The 21,652-nt window shown below is 59.6% G+C and carries 26 protein-coding genes and 1 pseudogene; 12 read left to right on the forward strand and 15 right to left on the reverse strand.

Features of this window, described 5'->3' with window-relative positions; translation table 11 throughout:
* Positions 1 to 513: 513 nt before the first annotated feature.
* From DRB19_RS19470 to DRB19_RS19500, 6 genes and pseudogenes are all read right to left on the reverse strand, one after another.
* Positions 514 to 885: pseudogene (locus DRB19_RS19470) on the reverse strand (PIN domain-containing protein); the annotation flags it as partial.
* Positions 886 to 1,050: 165 nt separating this feature from the next.
* On the reverse strand, positions 1,051 to 1,455 hold the full coding sequence (locus DRB19_RS19475; RefSeq protein WP_114187694.1) for a DUF3024 domain-containing protein: 405 nt from the start codon (positions 1,453 to 1,455) through the stop codon (positions 1,051 to 1,053).
* A 261-nt stretch (positions 1,456 to 1,716) separates the two neighbouring features.
* Entirely contained in the window at positions 1,717 to 3,093 is a 1,377-nt protein-coding gene (gene glmU / locus DRB19_RS19480; protein ID WP_114187695.1) for a bifunctional UDP-N-acetylglucosamine diphosphorylase/glucosamine-1-phosphate N-acetyltransferase GlmU, read from the reverse strand.
* 136 nt (positions 3,094 to 3,229) lie between these two features.
* Positions 3,230 to 5,056, reverse strand: coding sequence for a glutamine--fructose-6-phosphate transaminase (isomerizing) (gene glmS, locus DRB19_RS19485; RefSeq protein ID WP_114187726.1), 1,827 nt, complete (start codon positions 5,054 to 5,056; stop codon positions 3,230 to 3,232).
* 436 nt (positions 5,057 to 5,492) lie between these two features.
* Complete coding sequence (locus tag DRB19_RS19490) at positions 5,493 to 5,744, reverse strand: hypothetical protein (RefSeq protein ID WP_114187696.1); 252 nt, start codon at positions 5,742 to 5,744, stop codon at positions 5,493 to 5,495.
* 714 nt (positions 5,745 to 6,458) lie between these two features.
* Positions 6,459 to 6,707: a ribbon-helix-helix domain-containing protein gene (locus DRB19_RS19500; RefSeq protein ID WP_114187697.1), complete on the reverse strand. Its 249-nt coding sequence runs from the start codon at positions 6,705 to 6,707 to the stop codon at positions 6,459 to 6,461.
* A 438-nt stretch (positions 6,708 to 7,145) separates the two neighbouring features.
* Between DRB19_RS19500 and DRB19_RS19505 the strand changes: the two genes are divergently transcribed.
* The gene (locus tag DRB19_RS19505) at positions 7,146 to 7,844 is read left to right on the forward strand and encodes a CYTH domain-containing protein (protein WP_114187698.1); all 699 of its coding nucleotides are present in this window, start codon (positions 7,146 to 7,148) and stop codon (positions 7,842 to 7,844) included.
* Between the two features lie 349 nt (positions 7,845 to 8,193).
* Here DRB19_RS19505 and DRB19_RS30060 read toward each other — a convergent pair whose 3' ends face one another.
* The 5 genes from DRB19_RS30060 to DRB19_RS19525 form a co-directional block, all read right to left on the reverse strand.
* Positions 8,194 to 8,346: a hypothetical protein gene (locus tag DRB19_RS30060; RefSeq protein ID WP_162815762.1), complete on the reverse strand. Its 153-nt coding sequence runs from the start codon at positions 8,344 to 8,346 to the stop codon at positions 8,194 to 8,196.
* Positions 8,347 to 8,424: 78 nt separating this feature from the next.
* Positions 8,425 to 8,838, reverse strand: coding sequence for a type II toxin-antitoxin system tRNA(fMet)-specific endonuclease VapC (vapC, locus tag DRB19_RS19510; RefSeq protein WP_114187699.1), 414 nt, complete (start codon positions 8,836 to 8,838; stop codon positions 8,425 to 8,427).
* The gene (locus DRB19_RS19515; protein ID WP_114187700.1) at positions 8,838 to 9,056 is read right to left on the reverse strand and encodes an antitoxin; all 219 of its coding nucleotides are present in this window, start codon (positions 9,054 to 9,056) and stop codon (positions 8,838 to 8,840) included. Before DRB19_RS19515 ends, vapC begins: the two co-directional genes overlap by 1 nt.
* A 208-nt stretch (positions 9,057 to 9,264) precedes the next feature.
* On the reverse strand, positions 9,265 to 9,972 hold the full coding sequence (locus tag DRB19_RS19520; RefSeq protein WP_114187701.1) for a UPF0149 family protein: 708 nt from the start codon (positions 9,970 to 9,972) through the stop codon (positions 9,265 to 9,267).
* A 348-nt stretch (positions 9,973 to 10,320) separates the two neighbouring features.
* Positions 10,321 to 10,572, reverse strand: a complete 252-nt coding sequence (locus tag DRB19_RS19525; protein WP_114187702.1) for an AbrB/MazE/SpoVT family DNA-binding domain-containing protein — start codon at positions 10,570 to 10,572, stop codon at positions 10,321 to 10,323.
* A 526-nt stretch (positions 10,573 to 11,098) separates the two neighbouring features.
* Here DRB19_RS19525 and DRB19_RS19530 point away from each other — a divergent pair.
* The 4 genes from DRB19_RS19530 to DRB19_RS19545 all read left to right on the forward strand — a co-directional run bounded on the left by DRB19_RS19530 (position 11,099) and on the right by DRB19_RS19545 (position 12,560).
* Positions 11,099 to 11,476, forward strand: a complete 378-nt coding sequence (locus DRB19_RS19530; RefSeq protein ID WP_114187727.1) for a nucleotidyltransferase domain-containing protein — start codon at positions 11,099 to 11,101, stop codon at positions 11,474 to 11,476.
* 48 nt (positions 11,477 to 11,524) lie between these two features.
* Positions 11,525 to 11,764 carry a HEPN domain-containing protein gene (locus tag DRB19_RS19535; protein WP_114187703.1) on the forward strand — a complete coding sequence of 80 codons (240 nt, stop codon included), beginning with the start codon at positions 11,525 to 11,527 and terminating at the stop codon, positions 11,762 to 11,764.
* A gap of 144 nt (positions 11,765 to 11,908) precedes the next feature.
* Positions 11,909 to 12,184, forward strand: a complete 276-nt coding sequence (locus DRB19_RS19540; protein WP_114187704.1) for an AbrB/MazE/SpoVT family DNA-binding domain-containing protein — start codon at positions 11,909 to 11,911, stop codon at positions 12,182 to 12,184.
* Positions 12,171 to 12,560: a type II toxin-antitoxin system VapC family toxin gene (locus DRB19_RS19545; RefSeq protein WP_114187705.1), complete on the forward strand. Its 390-nt coding sequence runs from the start codon at positions 12,171 to 12,173 to the stop codon at positions 12,558 to 12,560. The genes DRB19_RS19540 and DRB19_RS19545 overlap by 14 nt, the downstream gene beginning before the upstream one ends.
* A gap of 54 nt (positions 12,561 to 12,614) precedes the next feature.
* Here the strand turns inward: DRB19_RS19545 and DRB19_RS30065 are convergent, their stop codons facing one another.
* The 3 genes from DRB19_RS30065 to DRB19_RS19555 all read right to left on the reverse strand — a co-directional run bounded on the left by DRB19_RS30065 (position 12,615) and on the right by DRB19_RS19555 (position 14,667).
* On the reverse strand, positions 12,615 to 12,764 hold the full coding sequence (locus DRB19_RS30065; RefSeq protein ID WP_162815763.1) for a hypothetical protein: 150 nt from the start codon (positions 12,762 to 12,764) through the stop codon (positions 12,615 to 12,617).
* A gap of 868 nt (positions 12,765 to 13,632) precedes the next feature.
* Positions 13,633 to 14,184 carry a hypothetical protein gene (locus DRB19_RS19550; protein WP_114187706.1) on the reverse strand — a complete coding sequence of 184 codons (552 nt, stop codon included), beginning with the start codon at positions 14,182 to 14,184 and terminating at the stop codon, positions 13,633 to 13,635.
* A 183-nt stretch (positions 14,185 to 14,367) separates the two neighbouring features.
* Positions 14,368 to 14,667, reverse strand: a complete 300-nt coding sequence (locus tag DRB19_RS19555) for a helix-turn-helix domain-containing protein (RefSeq protein WP_114187707.1) — start codon at positions 14,665 to 14,667, stop codon at positions 14,368 to 14,370.
* Between the two features lie 939 nt (positions 14,668 to 15,606).
* On the opposite strand from DRB19_RS19555, the gene DRB19_RS31920 reads away from it, so the two are divergent.
* From DRB19_RS31920 to DRB19_RS19590, 7 genes are all read left to right on the forward strand, one after another.
* Positions 15,607 to 15,828 carry a hypothetical protein gene (locus tag DRB19_RS31920; RefSeq protein ID WP_420870165.1) on the forward strand — a complete coding sequence of 74 codons (222 nt, stop codon included), beginning with the start codon at positions 15,607 to 15,609 and terminating at the stop codon, positions 15,826 to 15,828.
* A 234-nt stretch (positions 15,829 to 16,062) separates the two neighbouring features.
* A complete protein-coding gene (locus DRB19_RS19565; protein WP_114187728.1) occupies positions 16,063 to 16,293 on the forward strand; it encodes an AbrB/MazE/SpoVT family DNA-binding domain-containing protein in 231 nt (76 codons plus the stop codon).
* A complete protein-coding gene (locus DRB19_RS19570; RefSeq protein ID WP_114187709.1) occupies positions 16,283 to 16,699 on the forward strand; it encodes a PIN domain-containing protein in 417 nt (138 codons plus the stop codon). Before DRB19_RS19565 ends, DRB19_RS19570 begins: the two co-directional genes overlap by 11 nt.
* A gap of 582 nt (positions 16,700 to 17,281) precedes the next feature.
* A complete protein-coding gene (locus DRB19_RS19575) occupies positions 17,282 to 17,671 on the forward strand; it encodes a VanZ family protein (protein ID WP_114187729.1) in 390 nt (129 codons plus the stop codon).
* Between the two features lie 169 nt (positions 17,672 to 17,840).
* Positions 17,841 to 18,551, forward strand: a complete 711-nt coding sequence (locus DRB19_RS19580) for a DUF1190 domain-containing protein (protein ID WP_245439677.1) — start codon at positions 17,841 to 17,843, stop codon at positions 18,549 to 18,551.
* Between the two features lie 130 nt (positions 18,552 to 18,681).
* Positions 18,682 to 19,275: a polysaccharide biosynthesis/export family protein gene (locus DRB19_RS19585; RefSeq protein ID WP_245439679.1), complete on the forward strand. Its 594-nt coding sequence runs from the start codon at positions 18,682 to 18,684 to the stop codon at positions 19,273 to 19,275.
* A gap of 182 nt (positions 19,276 to 19,457) precedes the next feature.
* Positions 19,458 to 20,801: an outer membrane beta-barrel protein gene (locus DRB19_RS19590; RefSeq protein WP_114187711.1), complete on the forward strand. Its 1,344-nt coding sequence runs from the start codon at positions 19,458 to 19,460 to the stop codon at positions 20,799 to 20,801.
* On the opposite strand, the gene DRB19_RS19595 is transcribed toward DRB19_RS19590, so the two are convergent.
* Positions 20,798 to 21,564, reverse strand: a protein-coding gene (locus tag DRB19_RS19595) for an IS5 family transposase (RefSeq protein WP_114187712.1) whose coding sequence is annotated in 2 segments (ribosomal slippage) — positions 20,798 to 21,240 and positions 21,240 to 21,564 — 768 coding nt in all. Because the reading frame shifts where the segments join, the coding sequence is not laid out codon by codon here. The two genes, DRB19_RS19590 and DRB19_RS19595, sit on opposite strands and share 4 nt — an antisense overlap.
* Positions 21,565 to 21,652: the final 88 nt, after the last annotated feature.

Consider the following 21,652-nt stretch of genomic DNA (forward strand, 5'->3'; position numbering starts at 1 on the left):
TTGATGTCGTCGCATAGCTCATCTGCGGCTGCTGGAGCGGGCAGCGTCGCCTTGCGGTTAGGCGTTGAGCGCGAACTTCCACTAGGCGTCCAAGACGCCCATTGCGCTTCTCGGAAGCGCTGCCGGATGCATGGTGGTGGGGCCGGCAGTGCCGCAAGGGAACCGTAACGCGCTCACGCATGGGCTGTCGACGCGCGAAGCGATTGACCGGACCAAAGCAGTGAACGCGCTCTTGCGGCGATCGTGGACGATGCTTGAGGCGATCAGTTGAACCGGTGGAGGTTGATCTTCGCCGACGGTATGTAAGTGCTGTGGCAGTCGTCCCCGCTCAGGATTTCGATGTCAGGGACGATTGGATTGCGGTGTGGGAGCTGCTTGATCTTACCCTAGAGGAGCCAGAACATTTCTTTGCAGCGCTCGTGGATGAGACTGAGACATCTAACCGAGGCGTTCAGGCTGAAGTGACGCTGGTCGAATCGGATTCATGACCTCGACTGAATTCCGAAAGTCCTTCTCGTTGTCTGTGACCAATATGCAGGCATTCGCGCCTGCGATCGCTGCGCTGATCATATCGAGTGCGCTCCGCGGTCGACCATCTACTGTTCCTTCGGCCATCAGCTGAGCCCACAGCGGGCTTATCGAAGGGCAGGACAAGATTTTTGAAGAGCGCTTGAGGTCCTGTCGAGCCCGAGAACCACTGCTCAGCTCTCGCCTCTTGCGGCCCTCGTGCAATTGGAGAATGCCGTGTCGGATCTCAGCAATGGACAGTGTTGAGATCAACAGATCTTCGTCAGCCTGTTCGGACATCCAGGTCAAAAGTGATGGCAATGGCAATAGCATTGTCGTGTTGCTGATAATGTTGGTGTCGAGGAGGTCTCGCATCATAGATCGACGTCACGATCTGGGGTGACTTTGCGCGTGATGTCGAGTTCGGCACCAACGAGAGGCGACTGGCGCAGCGCGGCCAGGATTGTAAGATTGACGACAAGCTTCACGCGATTGGCTCAAGTTCACCAGACTTCCCCTTCTGTAAGAGGCTGAACCGGCTCGTCACACGGGATGCAGATGGCCATCACTCTCGATCAGGCGCAAGGCCTCGGCGAGAGACACGGATCGGTGGAGGCAAAACCACTCGCCCGTATGGCGATGCCAAGACACATCAAAGCAGTCACGGCCGATATACTCCAGACGCGCAAACGGCGCATCGAACTCGGGCTCGAGTGCGTCCAGATCGTCGGAGCGAAAGCGCTGCAGGAAGCGGTATTTGTTGCCATGCCATTTGCCCGTGATGGCGATCGGGTAGTTAAACGAGTTGGGCTGGATCTCGGGCAGGAAGCGCGGTCGCAGAACCTCAGCCAGAAAGCGCTCGCAGGCGGCCGTAATCGCCGCCTTCTCCGGTTCGGGTGGCTTCGTGCCCACCAGGGAGCGAACACGGACCCATTGCCTCCCGCCCATGACGCCTCCGCCACCGTGATCCTGGCTTTATGGTATCTTGGCACGGGGTCCTCGTCATTGGATTTGTTCGGCCCAACAGCAAAGCGCCATGAGAATACTTTGGTCAGACGGGGCAAAGGGGCGGAAGCGGCCCTGCCGAGAAGGCTGGATCGTTCTCCAGAGACGCGAGCTGGAGCGTCTTGGCGCGACGGGCGCGGAGCACATCCAGTGTCGCTTCGGCCACTGTTGAGCAGAGCCAGGAATTCGTTATGACGCGTAGGCTCACCGTTTCTTGGCAGCCTTTGCCTTCTCGCGGAACGAGCCAGCCCATTCCTCTTTCACGACTTGGCGACTGCGACCCAGGGCCAGCGCATCGTCAGTCACATTCTCCGTAATCACCGAACCGGAGCCGACGAACGCGCCCTTCCCGATTGTGATCGGGGCGACCAAGGACGAATTGGAGCCGATGAAGGCCCCTTCGCCGATTTCGGTGCGGTATTTGCCGAAGCCATCGTAGTTGCAGGTGATGGTGCCGGCCCCAATGTTGACCTCCGCCCCCACGCTGGCGTCGCCGAGATAGGTCAGATGGCTTACCTTCGCTCCGGCTCCGACGTCTGTATTCTTGATTTCGACGAAATTACCGACCTTCGCCTTCGGGCCAACCGATGCTCCAGGCCGCAAGCGGGCGAATGGACCAATCCTTGCGTCTGCCGCGATATGCGTCCTCTCCAGGTGGCTGAAGCTGTGGATCACCGTACGGTCCTCAACGACCACGCCGGGGCCGAAGACCACGTGCGGCTCGACCACCACATCACGGCCCAGCTGGGTGTCGTGGCTCAGGAAGACCGTCTCCGGCGCCACAAGCGTCACTCCTGACAACATGACGTTACGACGCAATCTCTCCTGGATCATGTGCTCAGCCATGGCGAGCTGCATCCGATCGTTGATGCCGTGCACCTCTTGCTCAGACACGATCACAGCCGCCGTGCGATACCCGAGCCGCCGCGCGATGTTCACGGCGTCCGTCAGATAATATTCGGCCTGTGCGTTCTTCGTTTCGATCCTGTCCAGGATTGTCAGAGCCACATCCCCGCGGAGAGCCATCAAGCCTCCATTGCACAGGGTAATCGCGCGCTCTTCCTCGCTCGCATCCTTGTGTTCGCGGATATGGAGCAGCTCATCCCCGGACATGACGAAGCGGCCATACCCAGTGGGATTGCGGGCCTCGAACCCGAGTCCGACCACGGCGGCCCCATTGGCAAGGGGCTCCCGCAGCTTGGCGAGCGTGTCAGGGGTGACGAGGGGCGTGTCTGCGTAAACGACGATGATGTCGTCCGGCTCCCGCTCCAACGCCTCCCGGGCGCTCAGCACGGCGTGGCCCGTGCCACGTCGTTCCCGTTGCACGAACGCCCGGGCACCCGGGATGATCTTGTGAGCCTCCGTGGCGACATCCTCCCGGTCCGGTCCGATCACCACCGCGACCTCGGTCGCCCCCGCAGACATGACGGTCGCCATGACGTGCCCCAGCATCGAACGGTTGGCGATCTCGTGCAGGACCTTGGGCTTGTTGGATTTCATCCGCGTGCCCTCGCCGGCGGCCAGAACGACTGCAAGGCAGCTGCGGGCCGAGCCCTGAACAGGAGAAACAGATGAGGTCATCAGTGATGAGGCCTTTGTTGCGCAGGGCCAGGAGCCCGGTTAGCGCCCGGCATGTGAGGTCCACAAGGGAGCGCTCGGGCACGGGAGCAACTCTTTCTCGGATCGAGTGACATGAAACGTTAGTGGCAGGTTAGCGTCACTCGACTGTCACGGATTTTGCGAGATTACGTGGCTGGTCTACGTCTTTGCCCATGACGACGGCCGTGTGATAGGCGAGCAGCTGGATCGGAATGGAGTGGACGATGGGCGCCACGACAGGGTGGGCCGACGGCATCACGATGGTCGCCATTGTGTCGAGCCCCGTCTCGAGGGCTCCCTTCTCATCCGTGATGAGAATGATTCTCCCACCGCGTGCAGCCACTTCCTGCATGTTCGAGACAGTCTTCTCGAAGACCGGATCATGGGGCGCAATCACGATGACCGGCATGGTCTCGTCGATCAGCGCGATCGGACCATGCTTCAACTCACCCGCCGCGTAGCCTTCAGCGTGAATGTAGGAAATTTCCTTGAGCTTCAGGGCGCCTTCCAGTGCCAGGGGATAGGACGTGCCGCGCCCCAGATAGAGGACGTCCTTGGCCTTCGAGAGCTCGCGAGCGAGCACCTCGATTTGGTGCTCGCACTTCATCGCCTCGCTCATCAGGCCGGGCACGCCGATCAGCGCGGTAACCAACTCTTTTTCGGCGTCTTCTGAGAGTGTTCCGCGGGCGCGGCCGGCCGCTATGGCAAGGCAGAGGAGCACAGAAAGCTGGCAGGTGAAGGCTTTTGTGGATGCCACGCCGACCTCAACTCCTGCGAGGGTTGGGGCTACAACCGAGCTTTCCCGGGCCATCGTCGACGTCGGCACATTGACGACCGACACTGTGTGCTGCCCATGCGCGGCTGCATAGCGCAGCGACGCCAGCGTATCGGCTGTTTCGCCGGACTGGGACACGAAGAGCGCAAGGCTGCCCGGCTCGAGGGGAGCCTCCCGATAGCGGAACTCCGAGGCCACATCGATCTCAACGGGAACACGGGCTAGGCGCTCAAACCAGTATTTCGAAATCAGCCCGGCCAGGTAGGCGGTTCCACAGGCCGAGATCGATACCCGTTGCAAATTTTTGAAGTCGAAAGGCAGGTCAAAGGGAAGCTCGATGCGGCCGGCGCTGAAATTCACATAGTGAGCGAGAGTCCGGCCGACGACTTCGGGCTGTTCATGGATCTCCTTGGCCATGAAGTGGCGATGGTTGCCCTTGTCCGCCAGGAACGAGCCAGTGGGGATTTTGTGGAGCGGACGGTGAACGTTCTGCCCCGACGCGTCGTGGATCTCGACACCCTTGCGGCGAAGTAGGGCGCAATCGCCGTCCTCCAGATAGGAGATTTCGTCGGTGAAAGGCGCCAGCGCGAGGGCGTCCGAGCCCAGGAACATCTCGCCATCACCATAGCCGATCGCCAGAGGAGCCCCGTGGCGGGCGCCGATCAGCAGGTCTTCCTCTCCGGAAAACAGAAAGCCTAAGGCAAATGCCCCACGCAGGCGCGGCAGCGTCACCGCGACCGCCTCAATCGGCGGGCGGCCCTGCCGCATCTCATAGGTGACGAGCTGGGCCACGACCTCCGTATCGGTCTCTGTTTCGAACACGATGCCTTTGGTCTCAAGGTCGGTCTTCAGCTCGCGGAAGTTCTCGATGATGCCGTTATGGACCACTGCCAGCTTGTCGGTCGCATGGGGGTGAGCGTTGGTTTCGTTGGGCTTGCCGTGGGTGGCCCAGCGCGTATGCCCGATGCCGATGGTTCCGGACAGGGGGGTCTGCGAAAGCTTCTGCTCCAGGTTGCGCAGCTTTCCCTCAGCTCTGCGGCGCTCAATTTGGCCGTTTTTCAGGGTCGCGACGCCGGCGGAATCATAGCCACGATACTCAAGCCGCGTGAGGGCTTTCACAACCAACGGCGTCACCGAGGTGTTGCCCAGAATACCAACAATTCCGCACATGTGGTCCATGCCCTAAGTTAAGCGTATTTTCCTGAATTAAGTTAATTAGCCAATACGCCGTTGCGCCTGAAATCAACTCTTCAAATGCAGTAGCTCCGATGGCTGGAGACCATGGGGTGGCGCATAGCCGACACGCTGACGTCGCGCTCCAGGCCTCCCTCTCGGCGTGTGGTTGGTCTGGCTGCTGGCGATTGTGACGGATGGCGCCAGCGGACGCCCACTCTACCCCATTGTCCAGGAAATGAACTGAAGGCCAGCCTACTCGAAAACCTCTATCAGAGCGGGGTTGGTTAGAGCGCTCTCGGGATCAGGGTAAGGAACAGTTCGAGTACCCGAAGCAGCCTCGGCCATCTTGGGTGGTGATGGTATCGCGAGCCGGCTGGCGTCATAGCGCTGGGCGACCCGGCAACACCCGCGCCCTCCATACCCACTTCGCTCAGGATGCTGAGCTTATCCCCGCGCGACCACCGTCGCCAGCGCTCGGAGGCTTGAATTGCAGGGAGTTCAGGAAATCACGGAGCGCGCGAAACCGTACATCCTCGATTTGAGAGTTTTCGCCAGCTCTGCATCGTTCTGCTTCGAGGCAATGAGCCAGCAGCATGGGCGTGTAGGGGTTTGGAGCCGGAATATCGTAAGCCAGCTTCTTTACTTCTTGGATGAATTCATCAATCCAGTCGTTGTCGGGCATGAGCGCCACCTGAACATAAGCTTGAGCTCACGTATAACAGAAGGTCGCATAAGCTTATATTCAGCCAGAATAGTTACCTACGAACGGCGCGAGTCCCGTCGGCCTTGGCCGCCCAGTCGCCAAACTCTCGGCGCCTGGGGCGAGGAAGCAAGGCTCCAACCATCGATTTGCACGTCACGGACTTCCGAACAGATGCAGGGACGCGAGTTTCTGAGCCGCTGAAGGAAGCGAACAGCCAGCGTTCGAAGGACTGCAGCTTTAGGCCAGCACACATCTGTCGGGAGCCTGGAGGTCCGGATGAGGAGCGGACGTTGAGAACGTCTGACTCGGTTCAGGTCATTTCGGTGGGACGAAACTGGGTGCCTTTGATTGAGGCTGAACGAAAGGCTCACAATCCGAAGTCATCTCGAAATCGATCGATCTGATGCATACGCTCATGCAGGATCGTCACGATGCCGATGTCACCATTGCTGAGCTTCCGCCAGTAGACGAAGTGCCGCTCATAGCGGAAAAGTAACCGTCAACCCCAAACTCGGCCGGCACTGGGCGTGACATCACCTTATGCGTTTCAATCTTGCTAAAAGCTTCACACAGCTCGGTGATAGAGCGCTCAGCCTATTTGTCGCCCTAGTGGTCGCGCGTATAGCGGAAAATTTCGTCGATGCGATGAGACGCTGCCTCTTGGATGCGGACAGACGCCATTCCGCCCTATGCCTAGTTGCGCGCAATGACTTCGGCCGCTGCGAGCGGTTGATAGGATGCCTCGGGCGCTGCGAAGGCTCGTGCCAGCTCCGCCTTAAGCCGCTCGAACGCTTCCTGCTCGACCCGCTCCTTGTCGCGGCGGATCAGGTCGCGAATGTACCCGCTGACATTCTCGTAGGATCCGGTCTCGCCGACATGGGCGGCGACGAAGTCGCTCAGCGCACCGCTAAGCCGGACCGTCATCGTTGTGGTGCGGGACATCGTGGTGTCTCCTCGGACTGTTAAGTATCCAATATGACCAGAAATGAATACAAAAAAGGTATCAACCTGCCGTTTGAACCAGCCAGCTTTGCCAGCCGAGGAGGTGGTGCTGGTGGCGTTTGCTGCCGAGTTCCGGCAATAATGACTGATCCACAGTCCGAAGCGGCGCAGGCCTCGTCAAAGGCTTTGATGGCCTTGTTGCGGCGCGAGAGCGCCAAGCCTCATCCCGATATACCCTCTGTTAGCACACCTCCGGCTTTTAGAGAAAATCTGAGATCCCGTCCAAGTGTTGCAAATGGGCGGAGGTTGTAAACCTTTGATTGAAGAACGTTGAACGTGCTAATAAACGGACTTCGGCCCAGTCGCGTTACCCCATAGCTCTCTGGGTAAATCGGCCAAAGGCCAGTAGTCCATGATCCGTGAGGGAGCCTTTGCCCCATGAGCACCACCCGCCGTTTTCTGCTCGCCTCTTCCCTGGCGCGGCTGATTGAGAAGGAGAGGGGAGGCCACCGTGTGATTGAAGGCTACTTTCCCATACACGCTGACCGAAGCGCCTTTGTTCAGGTCACAGGGCAGGCAGGCAGCCTGGTTTTGGTCACCTCCGGACCCAGTGGGGTGAGGAACGAGCCTACAGAACTCCCCCAATCTCAGGCCGAGGCTCTCCTTGATGTCACAGCAGGGCGGGTGGAGTATCTGCGCTCTGATCTGTCGATCGGAACACGCGACGTTCAAATCCGCCGCTTTACCGTGCCCAGCCCTTTCGATCTGATCTCAGTCGAGTTCGAGCGTGAGACAGAAGCCCAGGACTTTCACCCGCTGCCATGGTTCGGACCGGAGGTTTCCGCTGAGGCGTCCTACGAGACCAGCAGGCTCGCTTTCGAGGGATTGTCTGCAGTGCCTCAGGTCCTCGTCTCGGATGCCGCCCTCAACAGCCTGCTCGATACTCTGGAAAATCGCTTCGGCTCTTCGTCCCACCTGATCCCAGCGGAGCCGAAGTCTGCTTCTTGGACGCCGGCTCCGTCCTCGGTGAGTGAGGCCTCGGCACCGGCGAACCTTGAGGAGGATGTTGACGATCTTGGGATTGAGGACAGCGTGATCCGCGAGTTGGCGCGCTCACTCAGGCCTCGGCCTCAATAGGGAATCCTGACCCTGGCGCGGTCGTGCCAGGTTGAGCATGCAATGCGGATGCTGATCTGGCTGCACACCCGGGAGATCATCGCGGTCCACTCTCCTGGGATAGGGGTCGCCCAAGCTTCCTCGCCGGATTCGCTACACGGATCGTCCGCTTAGCCGAGGCAGCCCGGCCGCGCCACTCCGCAGCACACCGTTTTCGGCGCCAGTTGCCGGGATAGTCAGAGTGGGGGCTCTTTGCACGCATCAGGAGCGGGAGGCTTGGGGCCGAGCTGCCCCATCCTTACTCTGTAGCTTGCATACGAGGGGCCATTGGTCAGGCTGCTCCACCAACCGACGGTTTACATCAACGGGCTCAGAGCGGGGTCACCTTCGGCACCCCGCGTGGCTGAACCTTCCAGTTCTCAGGCCAATAGCCGGCCCGCTCGATGAGGCCAACGCCGAGGGCCGCCATGGTCGCGACGGCATAGATCGTCAGCTCCATGCGGGAGAGGCGCCGTCTGGACAACGGCTAGAGCCAAAATGTGAGGCGAACGAACGGGTCCATAAACCTATAGTTATGCAACAGAGTATCGTTAAAGCTGCGCTATCCCCTGGCCCAGTTTTCGATCTTGAGGCCTTCCACCCTCTGGAACTCGCTCTCGTTGTTTGTGACAACCGTCAACCCAACGCTCTTGGCATGGGCAGCAATCCAGAGGTCATTGTTGCCGATGAGCTCACCCCGGACCGCAAGATCGCTGCGGATGGCCCCATAGGTCTTCGCCACATCAATGGCTACTGGCAAGACCGGGATCAGCGCGATGAGTTCCTGCAAGACCGCCATCGCCTTGTCGGGATTGGGGCTCTTGCGCACCCCGTAGATCAGTTCGCCGTAGGTGATGACGGAGATGGCTGTTGAGCCGGGGGCGAGGGCTTTAAAGCGCTCCAGGACGCCTTGAGGCCGCTCCCGGCGAATGTAGATGCAGATGTTCGTGTCGAGGAGATAGCTGGCTGCTGCCATCAAAGGCCCTCGCGCTCTTGCGGAGGAGCGTCCTCGCGGTCGAAGCTGGGAAGATCGCAGAGGAGCTCGAACGCACGGGTGAGATCCTTGGTCTTCTCGCGCAGGACGATCTCGTCCCCACGACGGAAGATTTCAACCTCGTCGCTGTTGAAGCGAAACTGCTTTGGCAGCCTGACAGCTTGGCTGTTGCCGGACTGGAAAACCTTGGCCGTCGTCATCGGAGCCTCCGTAGATACGATCAAGTATATACAGTGTCTCGAGATCGTTTCAAGCCCGTGGTCTCAACTGGCCAAACATGTCACCCGCATAACACCAGGAAGCAAGCGAGGTGGTGATCATCAATGCTTTGGGAGGATGCTCGTGTTCCGACTCCAACGTTTCGATCCCGCTTCGCCTGGGCAGATCGGTCGGACATGTCGATCCTCATCAGTGCAATGTGGGGTTACCGCAGCACCGCTTGTATTTCTTTCCGGATCCGCAGGGGCACGGATCATTGCGTCCGATTTTGGGAACGGTGCGGCGGTAGGTGGATGATCCACCCGTGAACACTGGGTGCATTCGTCGGAGTGGCTCAAAGTAGCGATAAATCGCCGTGACTCCAGCAGCGGCACCTGCGATGAGGTGCTCGCGCCGCTCCGCATCCACAGGCTCCTGATAAGGCCGCATGGTTGGATCGGGGTCGTGCTCATGGGCCAGCGCCAAGATCGGCACGAGCCAGCCACCATGATCTTCATCATCCAGGAGCTCGGCCCAGTCCTCTCGTCGCAATGCCATGCCGCGCCTGAACCCTTGCGCCCAGTCGTTCGCGTGGGCGATGCCGTGATCGTCCTCGAGCAGCAACGGCAAAAACACGTCACCGGATTGCAGCGTACCCGCAATGACGCTCCAATGGCGCATGATGAGATCCAGGAACTCATTGAGTTGCTGCTGGCTCGCGAAGGCCTCCTCGTCGGCCATTTCGCTTCCCCAAATCTCGGACAGGTACTCGCTCGGGTGAACCCGGGAGGGGCCGCAGATGAGGGCAGCAAAGAAGCCATCGAGTTCTTCCAAATTCATCGCGTGCTCACTGCGGAACCGGTTGAGAACATACGACACGCGGTCGTACTCGGCGTCTGTCAGGGGCCTTGCATTCATATGGTGCCTCGTCTCATGGTCTCGCCAGGGTAAAGCTCTGTTAAGGCCGCCTCGTGTCAAACTCTAGCATGCCGGTGCTCATTCTCACCTCGTGCGAGCGGATGTGCTGAGAACGCCTGCAACGGAAGCTCTCTAAAGGAATGGCTTCAAGCAGTCGTGAATTGCTGCTTCAAGGCCCGCAACAGACGTGAAGATGCCGCGGCGGATCCGCTCTGTCGTAATCAGGCCAAAGAAGCGCTCAGCAGAACAGTCGTGCCAACGAAGGTGTCGTGGCTCCCAATAAGCGTTTTGGCTTTTGGCGATTATCCAGGATAGTCTCCCGTCAGGCACCGGACGATTATATGAGTATCAATCGCAAACATGTCGCTGGTCGGCTTCAGCGATGATGCTGGCCTCCATCTCTTCAAGTGTCTTGGGTTGTCCCTTGGAGGACAGTGATCCAAAGACGTCCTCCGGCAGGGTAGAAGCAAACAGCGGGGCTGCCTGCAGCAGCACGCCGTCGGGCGTGTCTTCGACAATCAAGCGTGTTCCAGAGCCCCAGCGCCGTTGCTGCCGGATCGACTTCGGGAGGATGTCTTGTCCCTTGGTCGAGACGCTCATCGTGAGCCGCCCGGCCTTTGTCGTCGGATGAGGGTGGGGTTCCGACAGTCGCGGGTCACAGGTCAATGGCGCGACCTGCGGTGGTCTCACGGGTGAGGTCGAGCCCCACGAAAGAGGACGTCCGCACGGCAACCGGGATACCATCCCGCACAGGCGGTTGGTGGCGGACGGGATGGCACGCCCGGTTCCAGTAGGGACACTGTCGAAGGCTAACCTCCCCAAGGGACGGTGACCCGACCAGAGCTTGGGTTTTGCGAGCCCAGCGCAGGTTATCCCTCCTTGAAGCCGGCCTCGCACAACAACCGGATGGCCACTTTCCGATGCGAGAGGGCGCGGCACTCACAACGGTCCGCGTGCAGGAGGTGCTGGAGCAGGTCGGTCAGACCCGACTAGGATGAGCGTGCGCCGATGCATAGGGCTTCGTCAAGTCGCGGATGATGTGAGGTCCGGGAGGTATCACGGTGCGCTGCCGCTAAGCTCCAGCAGAGGGCTTTCATCGGCCTCTTAGAGGACTACATTGTTGATCATGGCTTCTCGGGTCCATAGCCCCGCGCTTCGGGGAGGACTGCATATCGACCCCGCCGTCGAGATGGCAGCTGTGCGCCTGGCCGAGGCAACGGACGCCGAGGCCATCGTTCTGTTCGGCAGCAGGGCTCGCGGCGACAACGATGGCGCCAGTGATTGGGATCTCTGCGTCATCCTGCCCGACAATGTGGAGTGGGGTCGCTTCACCCCTGTCACCCTCTGGCCGCTGGTTTCCGACCTCGGGATCCCGATCCAGGTGGTCCCGATTCGGCGCTCGGTGTTCGAGGAGAAGAAGACCGGGATCAACAATCTCAGCCATGACATTGCCAGGGATGGCGTGGTCATCCATGGTCGGCCTGACCGGACTGCCTCACCGTGAGGTCTGGTTCCGCAGCGGCTTGGCTGGCGACAGCGGCGAAGGACCTCGATGCCGTTGCCTGATCAGAATCTTGAGATGGCAGCCTATCACACCCAGCAAGCGGCCGAGAAAGGCGTGAAGGCCCTGTTGACCCATCTCGGGATTGCGTATGCGAGAGGACAGCACGGCCATGACATTGCCCTCGCTGCGGCTGGAATTCCGGCGTCACACCGGTTGGCCAAGGCGCAAGCGCTTGGCTTGGTCCTACTGCGTGTTGCTCCCTTCCTTGCGTTCGTCCTGCCAGAATAAGGTCAGGGGATCGGCCGATCCACAGTCCGCAGCGGCGCAGGCCTCGTCAAATGCTTTGGTGGCCAACCGGCCCGCTGAAGGCTTGCACCAGCTGGGCCCCACCTTTATCTTACTATCGTCTTACCTTCCTAGGAGAGCACTCTGATGCCCAAACCCGGACGGCTCACTACAAAAGTCTCAACTAAGGGCCAGGTCATCCTTCCAAAGGCCATCCGGCAGCAACGACGCTGGGATCCTGGGACCCATTTGACGGTCGAAGACACACCGGAAGGCGTGCTTTTGAAAGCCGCCCCGCTGTTTGCTCCGACCCAGCCGGAGCATGTGTTCGGATCCCTCCCGAGCAATGGGCCGCCCAAGACGCTCGACGAGATGGACGCCAGCATCATCGCGGAAGCCAAGCGGCGACATGCTCGCGATTGATACCAATGTGATCGTCCGGTACCTGACGGCCGACCATCCGGTGCAGGCCCCGCAGGCGCGAGCGCTCATCGATGGCCATGAGGTTTTCGTTGGCACAACCGTTCTCCTGGAAACAGAATGGGTGCTGCGCAGCGCCTACGGCTACTCTCCGGTTCAGGTTGGTGAAGCTCTTCGCGGCTTCGCGGGGCTTCCACGGGTCACCCTGGAGGACCCTGCTCTGGCCGCGACAGCTCTGGACTGGATGGGGCAGGGAATGGATTTCGCGGACGCTCTTCATCTGGCGAAAGCGGAGGGCTGCACAGCCTTTGTAACTTTTGATCGCCCGCTTGCACGGGCAGCAAAGCGGCTTGCCCAAGTTACGATCCGCCAGCCTTGAGCGGGCAAGTCTACCAATTGGGAAACACTTAACCGCTTCGCAATCCATGCCGCGTCAGGTCCAGTCCTGTCCGGCTGTCTTTACGGCTGCATTCGGGATGCCGGCTGCGTTGCCAGCAATGGCGCGCCTCGCCCGCTGCCGATCGGGGCCGGTGCTGCGGTGCGCGTTGACCCAGTTGGCGATAAGGCGCTCCGAGGATGTCATGCGCTAACGCCGCGCGCTGCCATCAGAGGCCGGTTGCGAAACGTCGAGGATGTCATCGTCCGTGGTGCGGTGTCGGTGGAAGGGAGCCCGGCAGCGCTCTATCTCGGCCGGCGCTTTGTGGCGGCGTGTCTTCCATCGTGCTGAACCGGTTCATCAGCTCAATGTCATCGAGTTCGTTCGAAAGCCCCACTCGCCATCACATCAACGTTATTGGTGCAACCCGTTGCACTCGGTCCTATCCATTCCGTCAAGACTCAGTCTACGTTGTTTGCTCCAACATTCGCGGCGGCCTCCCGGAGCTCTTCAAAGACTTTGATAGCCTTGTCGCGACGCGAGTGGGAGCGTCGCTCGTAGCGTTCGAGCTTCTCAAGCTGGGTAATTAGCACGCTTAGGTCTGCAGTCGGCTCTTGAGTCTGGCCATGGCCTTTTCGGGTGCCAGAAGGTCTTTTTAAACGCGTCCTCCCATCCCCTCCCTTGGTGCTTTGCTCCCCATCCGCACCTTCAGATACAGAGGGCTGCGGCTCAGGCTCCCACAACGATAGTTGGTTTAGGAGATCGGATCCGGCTGCTCGCGCTCTGAGGACATCAATTGCAGCTTCAGCCACTCTTACTGCAGCTTCATGGACACTTTCGTCCGCCCCAAGGTTCTCGACAATCCTACGTGCGAGTTGAGCGACATCCTCTGCCAGTTCCGGAATGTCGGAGATGGGCACGGCCAGACGGTGCTTGGACGCATTTAACCTGGAGTGAGACTTCCCTGCTACAGTTCGTGGACCAGTGCTCCTCTGAGCATTGGCTTTGTTTGCAGCCATTCGCTTGGATGACGTCATTCTACAGCCGCCAAATATTCATGTCCCACCATCTGGGTTCAGCCTGGTATGTCATCGGCTTCAGATTTAACCCGGCGCGCAAGAGATTCGCGGCGACGCTCGATCTCGCTTAAAGCTTTGTTCCGGCGAGCATCTGCGCTCGCGATCATTCGATCAATGCGCTCGATTTCAATGAGCTTATCTGACAACGCCTGCGCCATGACTGAGTCCAGGTTCAAGCCGCGCTGTTTCAGGATTGCCGCCACCTCTGCATGAGCGTCCACCTCGCCCTCAAGCCAGCGACTACCGAGTGTCTGGAGTTCGCTTCTGTCGCGCATGATCGAACTAACGGGATCATCAGTTACCTGTATAATCCGCTCGAGAGCGGTTTTTCGGGCAGTTAAGAGCAAGCCGGCTTTCAGCCGTCTGAGGCGTTGCGACTCCCAGATCAGATCGACGATGTCCTTCACCCATATCGCCTCAAGGATGTCAGTGGGATCGACCGCAGCGGTCGCCTTTGAAAGAAGCTCATCGTATGCTTCTGTCGTTTCACCGAGGATGATTGGGCGTTTGGCAAATAGGGATCCTAAGTCCTTCGGAAAGACTCGCATATCGGAAGGCTGAGCGTCGGCAGGGCGGGTTCGAGTGCGTACGGTACGGGGCGTCGACTGTTCTGGCATGGCTGGAAACGAATTGCTCTTGGGCTATGTGGATTGTGCTCGGTCTTTAGAGCGAACGGGCGCATGGATAGCGCCTATCTTAATGCATGCGAAGCACTAGATGAGATGCCGGCCTTATTTTTCATTCTTTGCACTGAGCTGCTCCACGCTCGGACTATCGGTAGTGGTGTTGTGAATTGGATGGCGTAAGCGGACACCGGCCCCGCCGCCATTCTCAGGGATGAACTGAACTCCAGCTGCCTCCAATGCCCGACAAAGAGCCTGCAGCGTCGGGCCGTGGGCATTCAGACGACCTGGCTTGGTCTCCAACCGCTTAATCGTTGGAAGCGACACACCAGAGGCTGACGCCAGAGCCGTCTGATCCCACCGTAGGAGGGCGCGGGCGGCTCGGAGCTGCTCACTCGTATCTAACATCAAATTTAGATCCTAATAGCATCAAATGATTCTATTGGTATTGACACGACGGCATCATATGATACTAATAGTATCGTATTCGCTTGAGGTTCCACTATGTCATACCGTCGCCGAATTAGTTGGTCTGCCGCAATGCGGGATTTTCGTCATGAGAGAGTACCTCGCACTTCAGTCAATGCCCTTGTGGCTCAATCCCTCGCTGTCGCCAAGGCCTACGATGCACTTAGAGCGCTACAGGCGCGTCCTCTGACCTGCGGAGGCCGCTACAACCAATCTGCTATCATGGCGCTTGCGCTCGCTCTAGCGCGGAAGGAGCGAGCCAAAGGATCTCAAGCAGCTTGGAAGACCCTTATGAGTTCTGCTCTGAAGTTTGCTTGGACACGAGCCAAGGCAACGCGAGCAGCAGTAACTCACTAGTCCGGCAGAACTCTTTTCCAAACGCAGCCTTGAACCTTTGAGCGGCTGCTCACCCTGAGGATCATAGGGACCAGCGATAATGCGAAAAGCAAAATACCGACGTGGTTCTAATCCCCCAACATCAGCCGAACGGGCTTCAGATCGCGCAGGCGGCATTGCAACCGTTGCATCTTTAGGCGTCCAGGCACGCCTAGTTCGTGTTGATCCGCTTCGTGAGTGCGAGGTTGCAGCTCTGATCTCGTCTTATGAGAGATTGTGCGTTGAATGGGATCGCCTGCTCCAGCGGGCTGTCGACCTTCTAGGAGAGGATTTGCGAATAGACCGAACCGGCGACAGCTCCTCCCATTCGACTTGTGACTGAGGCCTCTTATGCCATTCGTTGACATCGAAGATCTGAGCACCACGGTCCGCCGGAAGCTCACGCCTCATCGGCGCCTTCAGGTTTGGGAGAAAACGGGTGGTGTATGTGTCCTATGTGATCGCAAGATCGACGGCGTGCGTGAGCGCTGGATCGCAGAGCACATGCGCGCTCTTGAGCTCGGCGGTCCCGATGATCTGGATAACATGGGACCTGCGCATGCGGCCTGCGCACTCCTCAAAAACCAAGGTGATCATCGACGTGCAGCGCAGGCGAAGCGGCAGAAGATCCAATACATTGGTGCTGATGCATCCAAGAGGCCCTTGCCATTTGGAAGAGCGAGCCCGTGGAAGCGGAAGCTGTCTGGTGAGATCGTCCCGCGATGATCATGCTATCGCTACCAAGCGACAACCCGTTCGGTCTCCAGGACCATGGTGTTTGTGGTTGTGATACCAATGCTCTCCGCAGCTGAAGAACCTTTGGGAGCGTTGTAAGGTACAGCCAGGGTGCCCGAACCCGCCTCGGCCTTCTTGGGTGGTGATGGTAGCGAGAGTAGGCTTGCGTCCTGCCGTCAATCGCCTAGATATACATCTATCGGAATGTATATCATGGAGAGCCTGATGCAAGTCGCCAAATGGGGCAATTCCCTTGCGGTTCGCCTCCCTGCTGCCGTCGTTGAAGCCCTGGGGCTCAAGGAAGGCGACGATATCGAGATTACGGTCGCGGGATCCCGAACTTTCGCGGTCGCGAAGAAGCCTGAGGTGGCCGAGGTGCTAGCCAGGTTGCGCAAGTACCGCGGCCGCCTTCCCGAAGGGTTCAAGTTCGATAGATTCGGGGCCAATGAGCGCTAAGCCATTCCTCGACACCAACATCGTTCTCTACCTGCTGTCCGGCGATGCGACCAAGGCTAACCAAGCTGAGGCTCTTCTCGCACAGGGCGGTACGATCAGCGTCCAAGTCCTCAGCGAGGCCGTGAATGTCATGACCAAGAAACTCACGATGGACCTGGACGAGGTGTGCGACGTCCTTGCCGGAGTTCGGTATGCCTGTGATGTCCAGCCGGTCACGATCGAGACACACGACCAGGCGCTCGACATCATGTGCCGCTACGGCTTCTCGATTTATGACAGCGGGATCATCGCGGCGGCGGCCGGCGCAGGCTGCACAACCCTCTACTCCGAAGATCTGCAGGACGGCCAGAGAATTGGCCCAGACCTGACAATCACCAATCCGTTCAAGCAGGACAGCGCTAATTAACTCGCTAGGCTATCGGGCAGCCCTTTCCCGACCCCATAGTCCTCGTGGCAAAGGTCTTGACAAAAAATCCCGTCAAATCGCGTTCACCCATTCCCGCTGCTCGAACTTAAAGGCAGCCCAAATTCGCTTTAGGAATTGCGCGGAGCTACAGGACTCCTTCTTCGCACCTATCGCGGCTTTAGGAATGCGCGTGCGCCTCGTCCCCATCAGTGCCGATCGCGAGAGCAAGCTCGCGCGTCTCATCGCGTCCGGTGAGACCTCGCGTCTCGAATGGGAGAGCCTATTCCGGCAGGTGGCTGATCTTTTCAGCGATGACGTTCGAAGCATTCAGGCCTATGCCGCGCGACCTTGTCCTGCTATGAGGCCGATAAAATGTCCGTTTTCCGTTGCAGGTGCCTTGGCAGATCATCCCGCGAGGTGTTCGGTCAATGTCACTTCAGAAATCCTTATGATCCCCTCGTGATAATGTAATTCTGTTACGGTCAGCCGAGAGGTGGACCCGGCTCCCATTTCTCACGACAACAAGTAGGGCTTGAACAGAAAACTATGCGTAGGCTCACCGCATTGATCAGACAACATTACATGACTCTCACGGTGCTCTCCCGATGGGCTGCCTGGCTCCTGGTTTGCGCCATTGTGGTCTTCACCCTGTCACCCATCGAACTGCGACCGGTTACGGCCGCGCCTGCGAACTGGGAGCGGTTCGCCGCTTTTGCCGCGATAGCGGCTCTGTTCTGCCTTGGCTATCCTCGACGTCGGTTGCAGGTTGTTTGGCTGATGATCGGGGTGGCTGGGTTGCTGGAGGTGCTCCAGCACCTCGCCCCGGGCCGGCATAGCCAACTCCCTGACGGAATCGTAAAAGCCGCTGGTGCGCTCTTGGGGGCGGGGCTTGTCGTGGTGGCGGAACGCGCGCTGGAGCGGTTTGGGGTTGATTTCGGGCTCCTTCGCGGTCCTCGTGCTACCTCCTCCTGAAAGGAGTGAGCCGCTCCGCGTCATCCCGATGTAGGGATCCAACAGACGGGCTCCCTTGCCGGGCAGAACACAGCACATGCGGCACAGATTAGGCGACATGACTCACAGGGGTACAAGCTACCAGCCTGCAGTTGGGCCGACGGACAATTTGGGAAGGGAGGGCTCGGCGATGATCCGCCCGTGGCACACACATCGTTCATTGTTGCGGCCACGTGCCTTCATAGACGAGGCAACGGGTTTGGGATCATCCCTGCCGCGCGACCAGAGGCGCAGAGGGACGGGGGTAGCCCGGATCTGTGTCGCCTCGGGCTTGGCGGCCCTTCTCACGGAGGGTACCCCAGTGCTTGCCCAGGCGCGGTCCGTTGTATTTGCCACCCAGCGGGCGTGTGAGACGGCCAGACTGTTGACCCAGGATGAGTGCCGCAATGCGTTCCGGAATGCAGCCGCAGAGTTTGACGACAATGCTCCGCAGTCTCGCTCACGGTCGGACTGTGAGAGCCATTTCGGTCGCTGCATGATCAGCTTTGCCGGATCGCCCGCCCGGGCCGGCGCTGTCGGCAGCATGCGCTTTGCGCCCCAGATGCGGGGTGTGGAGGTCCAGGTGCGATCGGGGCGCGACAAGGTCGCGGTGCCCCTTTTGGCATCTCAGCACCCGGTGGTGACATTCAGCGGCCGCCCTGTGACCCGGCTCCAGGATGGGCGTTCCGCGCGCCAGCAGCACCAGGCGCAAGCCCGCTGGGAGGAGTTTCTCACCCGCCCGGCGGAACCAGCCCCCGGAGCCAGCACCCCGGCCTTTGATGAGGCCGAGCCGTCGGGAGAGGGGGAGGTCCCGTCGTTCCCGGTGCCGAAGCATCGACTCCCGAAACTAATCGACCCGTAAGTTTTGTCGTGGAGTTGCGACTTTGCGACAGGCTTTAAACCTTGCTTCATATAGTATAGCGGAATCATCTCGACGAAACGGGCCTGAACGCTGAGAACAGCGGGCCTATTTTTGGTATTCTGGGGGACATATGAAGACCGCCATCGTATTCAGGGTCCTTGTCGCAGGGAGCCTGGCTCTCTCCATGGCCGCCTGTGAAACTGTTACATCAGATTCTGAACCAACCAACCTGGCCACCACGGCATCGGTGGCGGCGGTGTCCCCGACCGATTTCCGACTCGCGGCCGGTGACAAGCTGCGCATCACGGTTTTTGGCGAGGACAAGCTCACCGGCGAGTATGACATCGACGTTGGCGGCTACGTCTCCATGCCGCTGGCGGGCTCAGTCCAAGCGACCGGTCTGAGCAAGGTCGAGCTGGAGAAAGCCCTCTCCAGCAAGCTCCGTGGCAATTACCTGCGCGACCCCAAAGTCACGGTGGAGGTGGCGACCTTCCGGCCCTTCTACATCCTGGGTGAGGTCGAGAAGCCGGGCGAATACCCCTACAAGAGTGGCCTCAACGTGATGAGCGCGATGGCAGTCGCTGGCGGCCCGACCTACCGCGCCAGCGGGTCGAAGGTGCTCATCCAGCGCGGCGGTGTGGGGGCCTTCCAGGAGGTCTCCTTGGCGCCAACGGTTCCGATCTATCCGGGCGATCTGGTGCGGGTACCGGAGCGCTTCTTCTAACAACGGAAGGGCTAGGTTTTAATGCCCTGCTGCTCCATCCTGCATCAATTGCGGCCGTAACGCGTCCAACCCGCGCTTGCCATCGGCGGCACGCTCGGGTAACTGGGTTTCAGAAAAGGAAGTCTTTCTTCTGAAGGCTTCAACAAAAAAATCGGCCGTCATCGGCTGGGGGCTTAAGAATTATGGTTTCGTCGCTACGCTGCGCGAAGGTGGGGCTTGCCGCAACGGTGTCGCTCTCGGCCCTGCTGGGCACAACATATTCCGTTCAGGCGCAGGCTCTGCTGCCGACGCCGCCAAACCGGTTGATCTTCGATGCCGGGCAGCCGGGTTTGGGGGATATCGAGCGCCGCACACGGGCTCAGGTGGCCAAACGTGGCAATCGTGATTATGCCGCCTTTCCCATTGGCTCGTGGTTGTTGTCCCCCAGCCTCGATGCTGGCGTTCTGTACGATGATAACATCTACCAGTCCCGGACCGATAAGGTGAGCTCCTGGGGCACGCGCCTGATGCCGCGCTTCATCGCGTTGCGAGAAACAGGCATTCACGACACGACAGCCTATGGGGTCGGCGACGTCCGCCTGTATCCCGACCAATCCCGAGCCAACACGGTCCAGGGCGAGACGGGCGTGGTGCATCGCTACGAAATCCAACGCGATCTGGTCTGGCGCTTCCAGGGCGAGTATGCGCGCCGAAGTGATGATGAGGTCGACTACTTCGACACGGGGCCGTTTGGGCCACAGGTCATCAACCGCGATCCGCGGCAATACAACGACTGGTTTGGATCGACCTCGCTCCAGAAAACCTGGGGCTTCTTCTCCTTGGGCTTGGGCGGCGCTGCTCAAAGAATCATCTATGAGGCGACCACCGACGACCTCGGCCATCGCGTTAGCGAGAGTGACAGCAATTCGACGCGCTACCGTTTGAATGCCCGGGCTCAGTATCAGTTCACACCCGCCTTTTACACCTTTGTGGAGCCGGCACTCGACTGGTGGCGCTACAATCGCTCAGCCTATGACTCACACGGCTACCGGGTGGTGGGCGGCATCGGCTCGGACCGCATCAGCTTGTTTCGAGGTGAGGTCTATGCCGGCTATCAGCAGCAGGAGTTTAATGATCCTCGCCTCGATGAGGCCGCTGGCTCGGCCTTCGGCGGCCGCCTCTTCTGGTTGCCCACCCGTGATTTGACAGTCTCGGCGGTTCTCGACCAGTCCTTGAGCACGTCTGTACCGGACAATGGCACCGTCATCCTGCCGGACATCACCCACACCACCAGTGCTTCGCTTGGGGTCAGCTGGTCGGCCCTGTACAATCTCTCGGCAACGGCGCGGCTTGGGTACCAGTTTGTCGATTATGAGGATCAGGTCCGGCAGGATGATATCTGGAGTGCCAGCCTCGCGCTGACCTACATGGTCACACCCCGACTGGGGCTGGTGGCCGATTATGATTACACCGTCGTGGACTCGAACCTTCCCGATAACAGCTATGATCGCAATCGTGTGACGATCGGCGCCCGTGCTCAGTTCTAGGTCGTGGACTCATAACTGCGGATCCAGATGCGAGCTGAGATCAGCCTGATGGCAGCGAGGAAGTTCTCTGGGTTCTTGTCGTATCGCGTGGCGATAGCACGGAACCGTTTGAGCTTGTTGAAGAAGCGTTCCACCAGGTTTCTGTAGCGATACACAAAGGCGCTGAAGACAAACGAAGCCCTGCGGTTGCTCTTGGGTGGGATGTTGGCCCAGACGTCTTGCTCCTGGGCCTGCTGGCGAATGGCGTTGCTGTCGTAAGCCTTGTCAGCCAGCAGGGTTGCGCCCGGCTTCAGGTTGGTCAACAGCTCCTCGGCGGCGGTGCCGTCATGCGCCTGCCCTGGGGTCAGAGCAATGCGGATCGGGCGCCCTTCGGCATCCACCAGGGCATGGATCTTTGTCGTCAGGCCGCCACGGGAACGTCCCATGCCACCATCTCCGCCCCCTTTTTACCCGTCGCGCCATGCTGGTGGACGCGCACACAGGAGCTGTCGATCATGACGAGATCGCCGTCGTAAGCGGCCGAGACCGCGTCCAGGATGCGGTCCCACACACCGGCCTCGCGCCAGCGCACGAACCGATTGTAGCAAGTGGTGGAGGGGCCATACCGTTCGGGAATGTCGCGCCAGGGTGAGCCGGTGCGGAAGCGCCAGAGGATGCCGTTGAGCACGCGCCGGTCATTCACCCGCGGCACGCCCCTTGGCTTGTTGGGCAGCAGCGGCTCGATGATCGTCCACTCGAAGTCCGTCAGCTCGTGTCGACGCATCACATCCTCCCGTGACCGGGAGGTGAATCATCAACTCACTGCAAAGAAAAGATCTTTTATGGGTTCACGACCTAGTATTAGGGTATGA

Source organism: Microvirga aerophila (assembly GCF_003332305.1).
Taxonomy (GTDB): domain Bacteria; phylum Pseudomonadota; class Alphaproteobacteria; order Rhizobiales; family Beijerinckiaceae; genus Microvirga; species Microvirga aerophila.

Bases quoted from the DNA above. Each gene is read 5' to 3' on its own strand.
- DRB19_RS19525 (WP_114187702.1), bottom strand. From the start codon at position 10,572: ATGAGCGTCTCGACCAAGGGACAAGACATCCTCCCGAAGTCGATCCGG.
- DRB19_RS19505 (WP_114187698.1), top strand. From the start codon at position 7,146: ATGAGCACCACCCGCCGTTTTCTGCTCGCCTCTTCCCTGGCGCGGCTG.
- DRB19_RS19570 (WP_114187709.1), top strand. From the start codon at position 16,283: ATGAGCGCTAAGCCATTCCTCGACACCAACATCGTTCTCTACCTGCTG.
- DRB19_RS19475 (WP_114187694.1), bottom strand. From the start codon at position 1,455: ATGGGCGGGAGGCAATGGGTCCGTGTTCGCTCCCTGGTGGGCACGAAG.
- DRB19_RS19555 (WP_114187707.1), bottom strand. From the start codon at position 14,667: ATGTTAGATACGAGTGAGCAGCTCCGAGCCGCCCGCGCCCTCCTACGG.
- DRB19_RS19540 (WP_114187704.1), top strand. From the start codon at position 11,909: ATGCCCAAACCCGGACGGCTCACTACAAAAGTCTCAACTAAGGGCCAG.
- DRB19_RS19585 (WP_245439679.1), top strand. From the start codon at position 18,682: ATGAAGACCGCCATCGTATTCAGGGTCCTTGTCGCAGGGAGCCTGGCT.
- DRB19_RS19535 (WP_114187703.1), top strand. From the start codon at position 11,525: ATGCCGTTGCCTGATCAGAATCTTGAGATGGCAGCCTATCACACCCAG.
- DRB19_RS19590 (WP_114187711.1), top strand. From the start codon at position 19,458: ATGGTTTCGTCGCTACGCTGCGCGAAGGTGGGGCTTGCCGCAACGGTG.
- DRB19_RS19520 (WP_114187701.1), bottom strand. From the start codon at position 9,972: ATGAATGCAAGGCCCCTGACAGACGCCGAGTACGACCGCGTGTCGTAT.
- DRB19_RS19545 (WP_114187705.1), top strand. From the start codon at position 12,171: ATGCTCGCGATTGATACCAATGTGATCGTCCGGTACCTGACGGCCGAC.
- DRB19_RS19515 (WP_114187700.1), bottom strand. From the start codon at position 9,056: ATGACGACGGCCAAGGTTTTCCAGTCCGGCAACAGCCAAGCTGTCAGG.
- vapC (WP_114187699.1), bottom strand. From the start codon at position 8,838: ATGGCAGCAGCCAGCTATCTCCTCGACACGAACATCTGCATCTACATT.
- DRB19_RS19550 (WP_114187706.1), bottom strand. From the start codon at position 14,184: ATGCGAGTCTTTCCGAAGGACTTAGGATCCCTATTTGCCAAACGCCCA.
- DRB19_RS19500 (WP_114187697.1), bottom strand. From the start codon at position 6,707: ATGTCCCGCACCACAACGATGACGGTCCGGCTTAGCGGTGCGCTGAGC.
- DRB19_RS30065 (WP_162815763.1), bottom strand. From the start codon at position 12,764: ATGACATCCTCGGAGCGCCTTATCGCCAACTGGGTCAACGCGCACCGC.
- glmU (WP_114187695.1), bottom strand. From the start codon at position 3,093: ATGACCTCATCTGTTTCTCCTGTTCAGGGCTCGGCCCGCAGCTGCCTT.
- DRB19_RS19530 (WP_114187727.1), top strand. From the start codon at position 11,099: ATGGCTTCTCGGGTCCATAGCCCCGCGCTTCGGGGAGGACTGCATATC.
- DRB19_RS19580 (WP_245439677.1), top strand. From the start codon at position 17,841: ATGATCCGCCCGTGGCACACACATCGTTCATTGTTGCGGCCACGTGCC.
- DRB19_RS19565 (WP_114187728.1), top strand. From the start codon at position 16,063: ATGCAAGTCGCCAAATGGGGCAATTCCCTTGCGGTTCGCCTCCCTGCT.
- glmS (WP_114187726.1), bottom strand. From the start codon at position 5,056: ATGTGCGGAATTGTTGGTATTCTGGGCAACACCTCGGTGACGCCGTTG.
- DRB19_RS19575 (WP_114187729.1), top strand. From the start codon at position 17,282: ATGACTCTCACGGTGCTCTCCCGATGGGCTGCCTGGCTCCTGGTTTGC.
- DRB19_RS31920 (WP_420870165.1), top strand. From the start codon at position 15,607: ATGCGCGCTCTTGAGCTCGGCGGTCCCGATGATCTGGATAACATGGGA.
- DRB19_RS19490 (WP_114187696.1), bottom strand. From the start codon at position 5,744: ATGCCCGACAACGACTGGATTGATGAATTCATCCAAGAAGTAAAGAAG.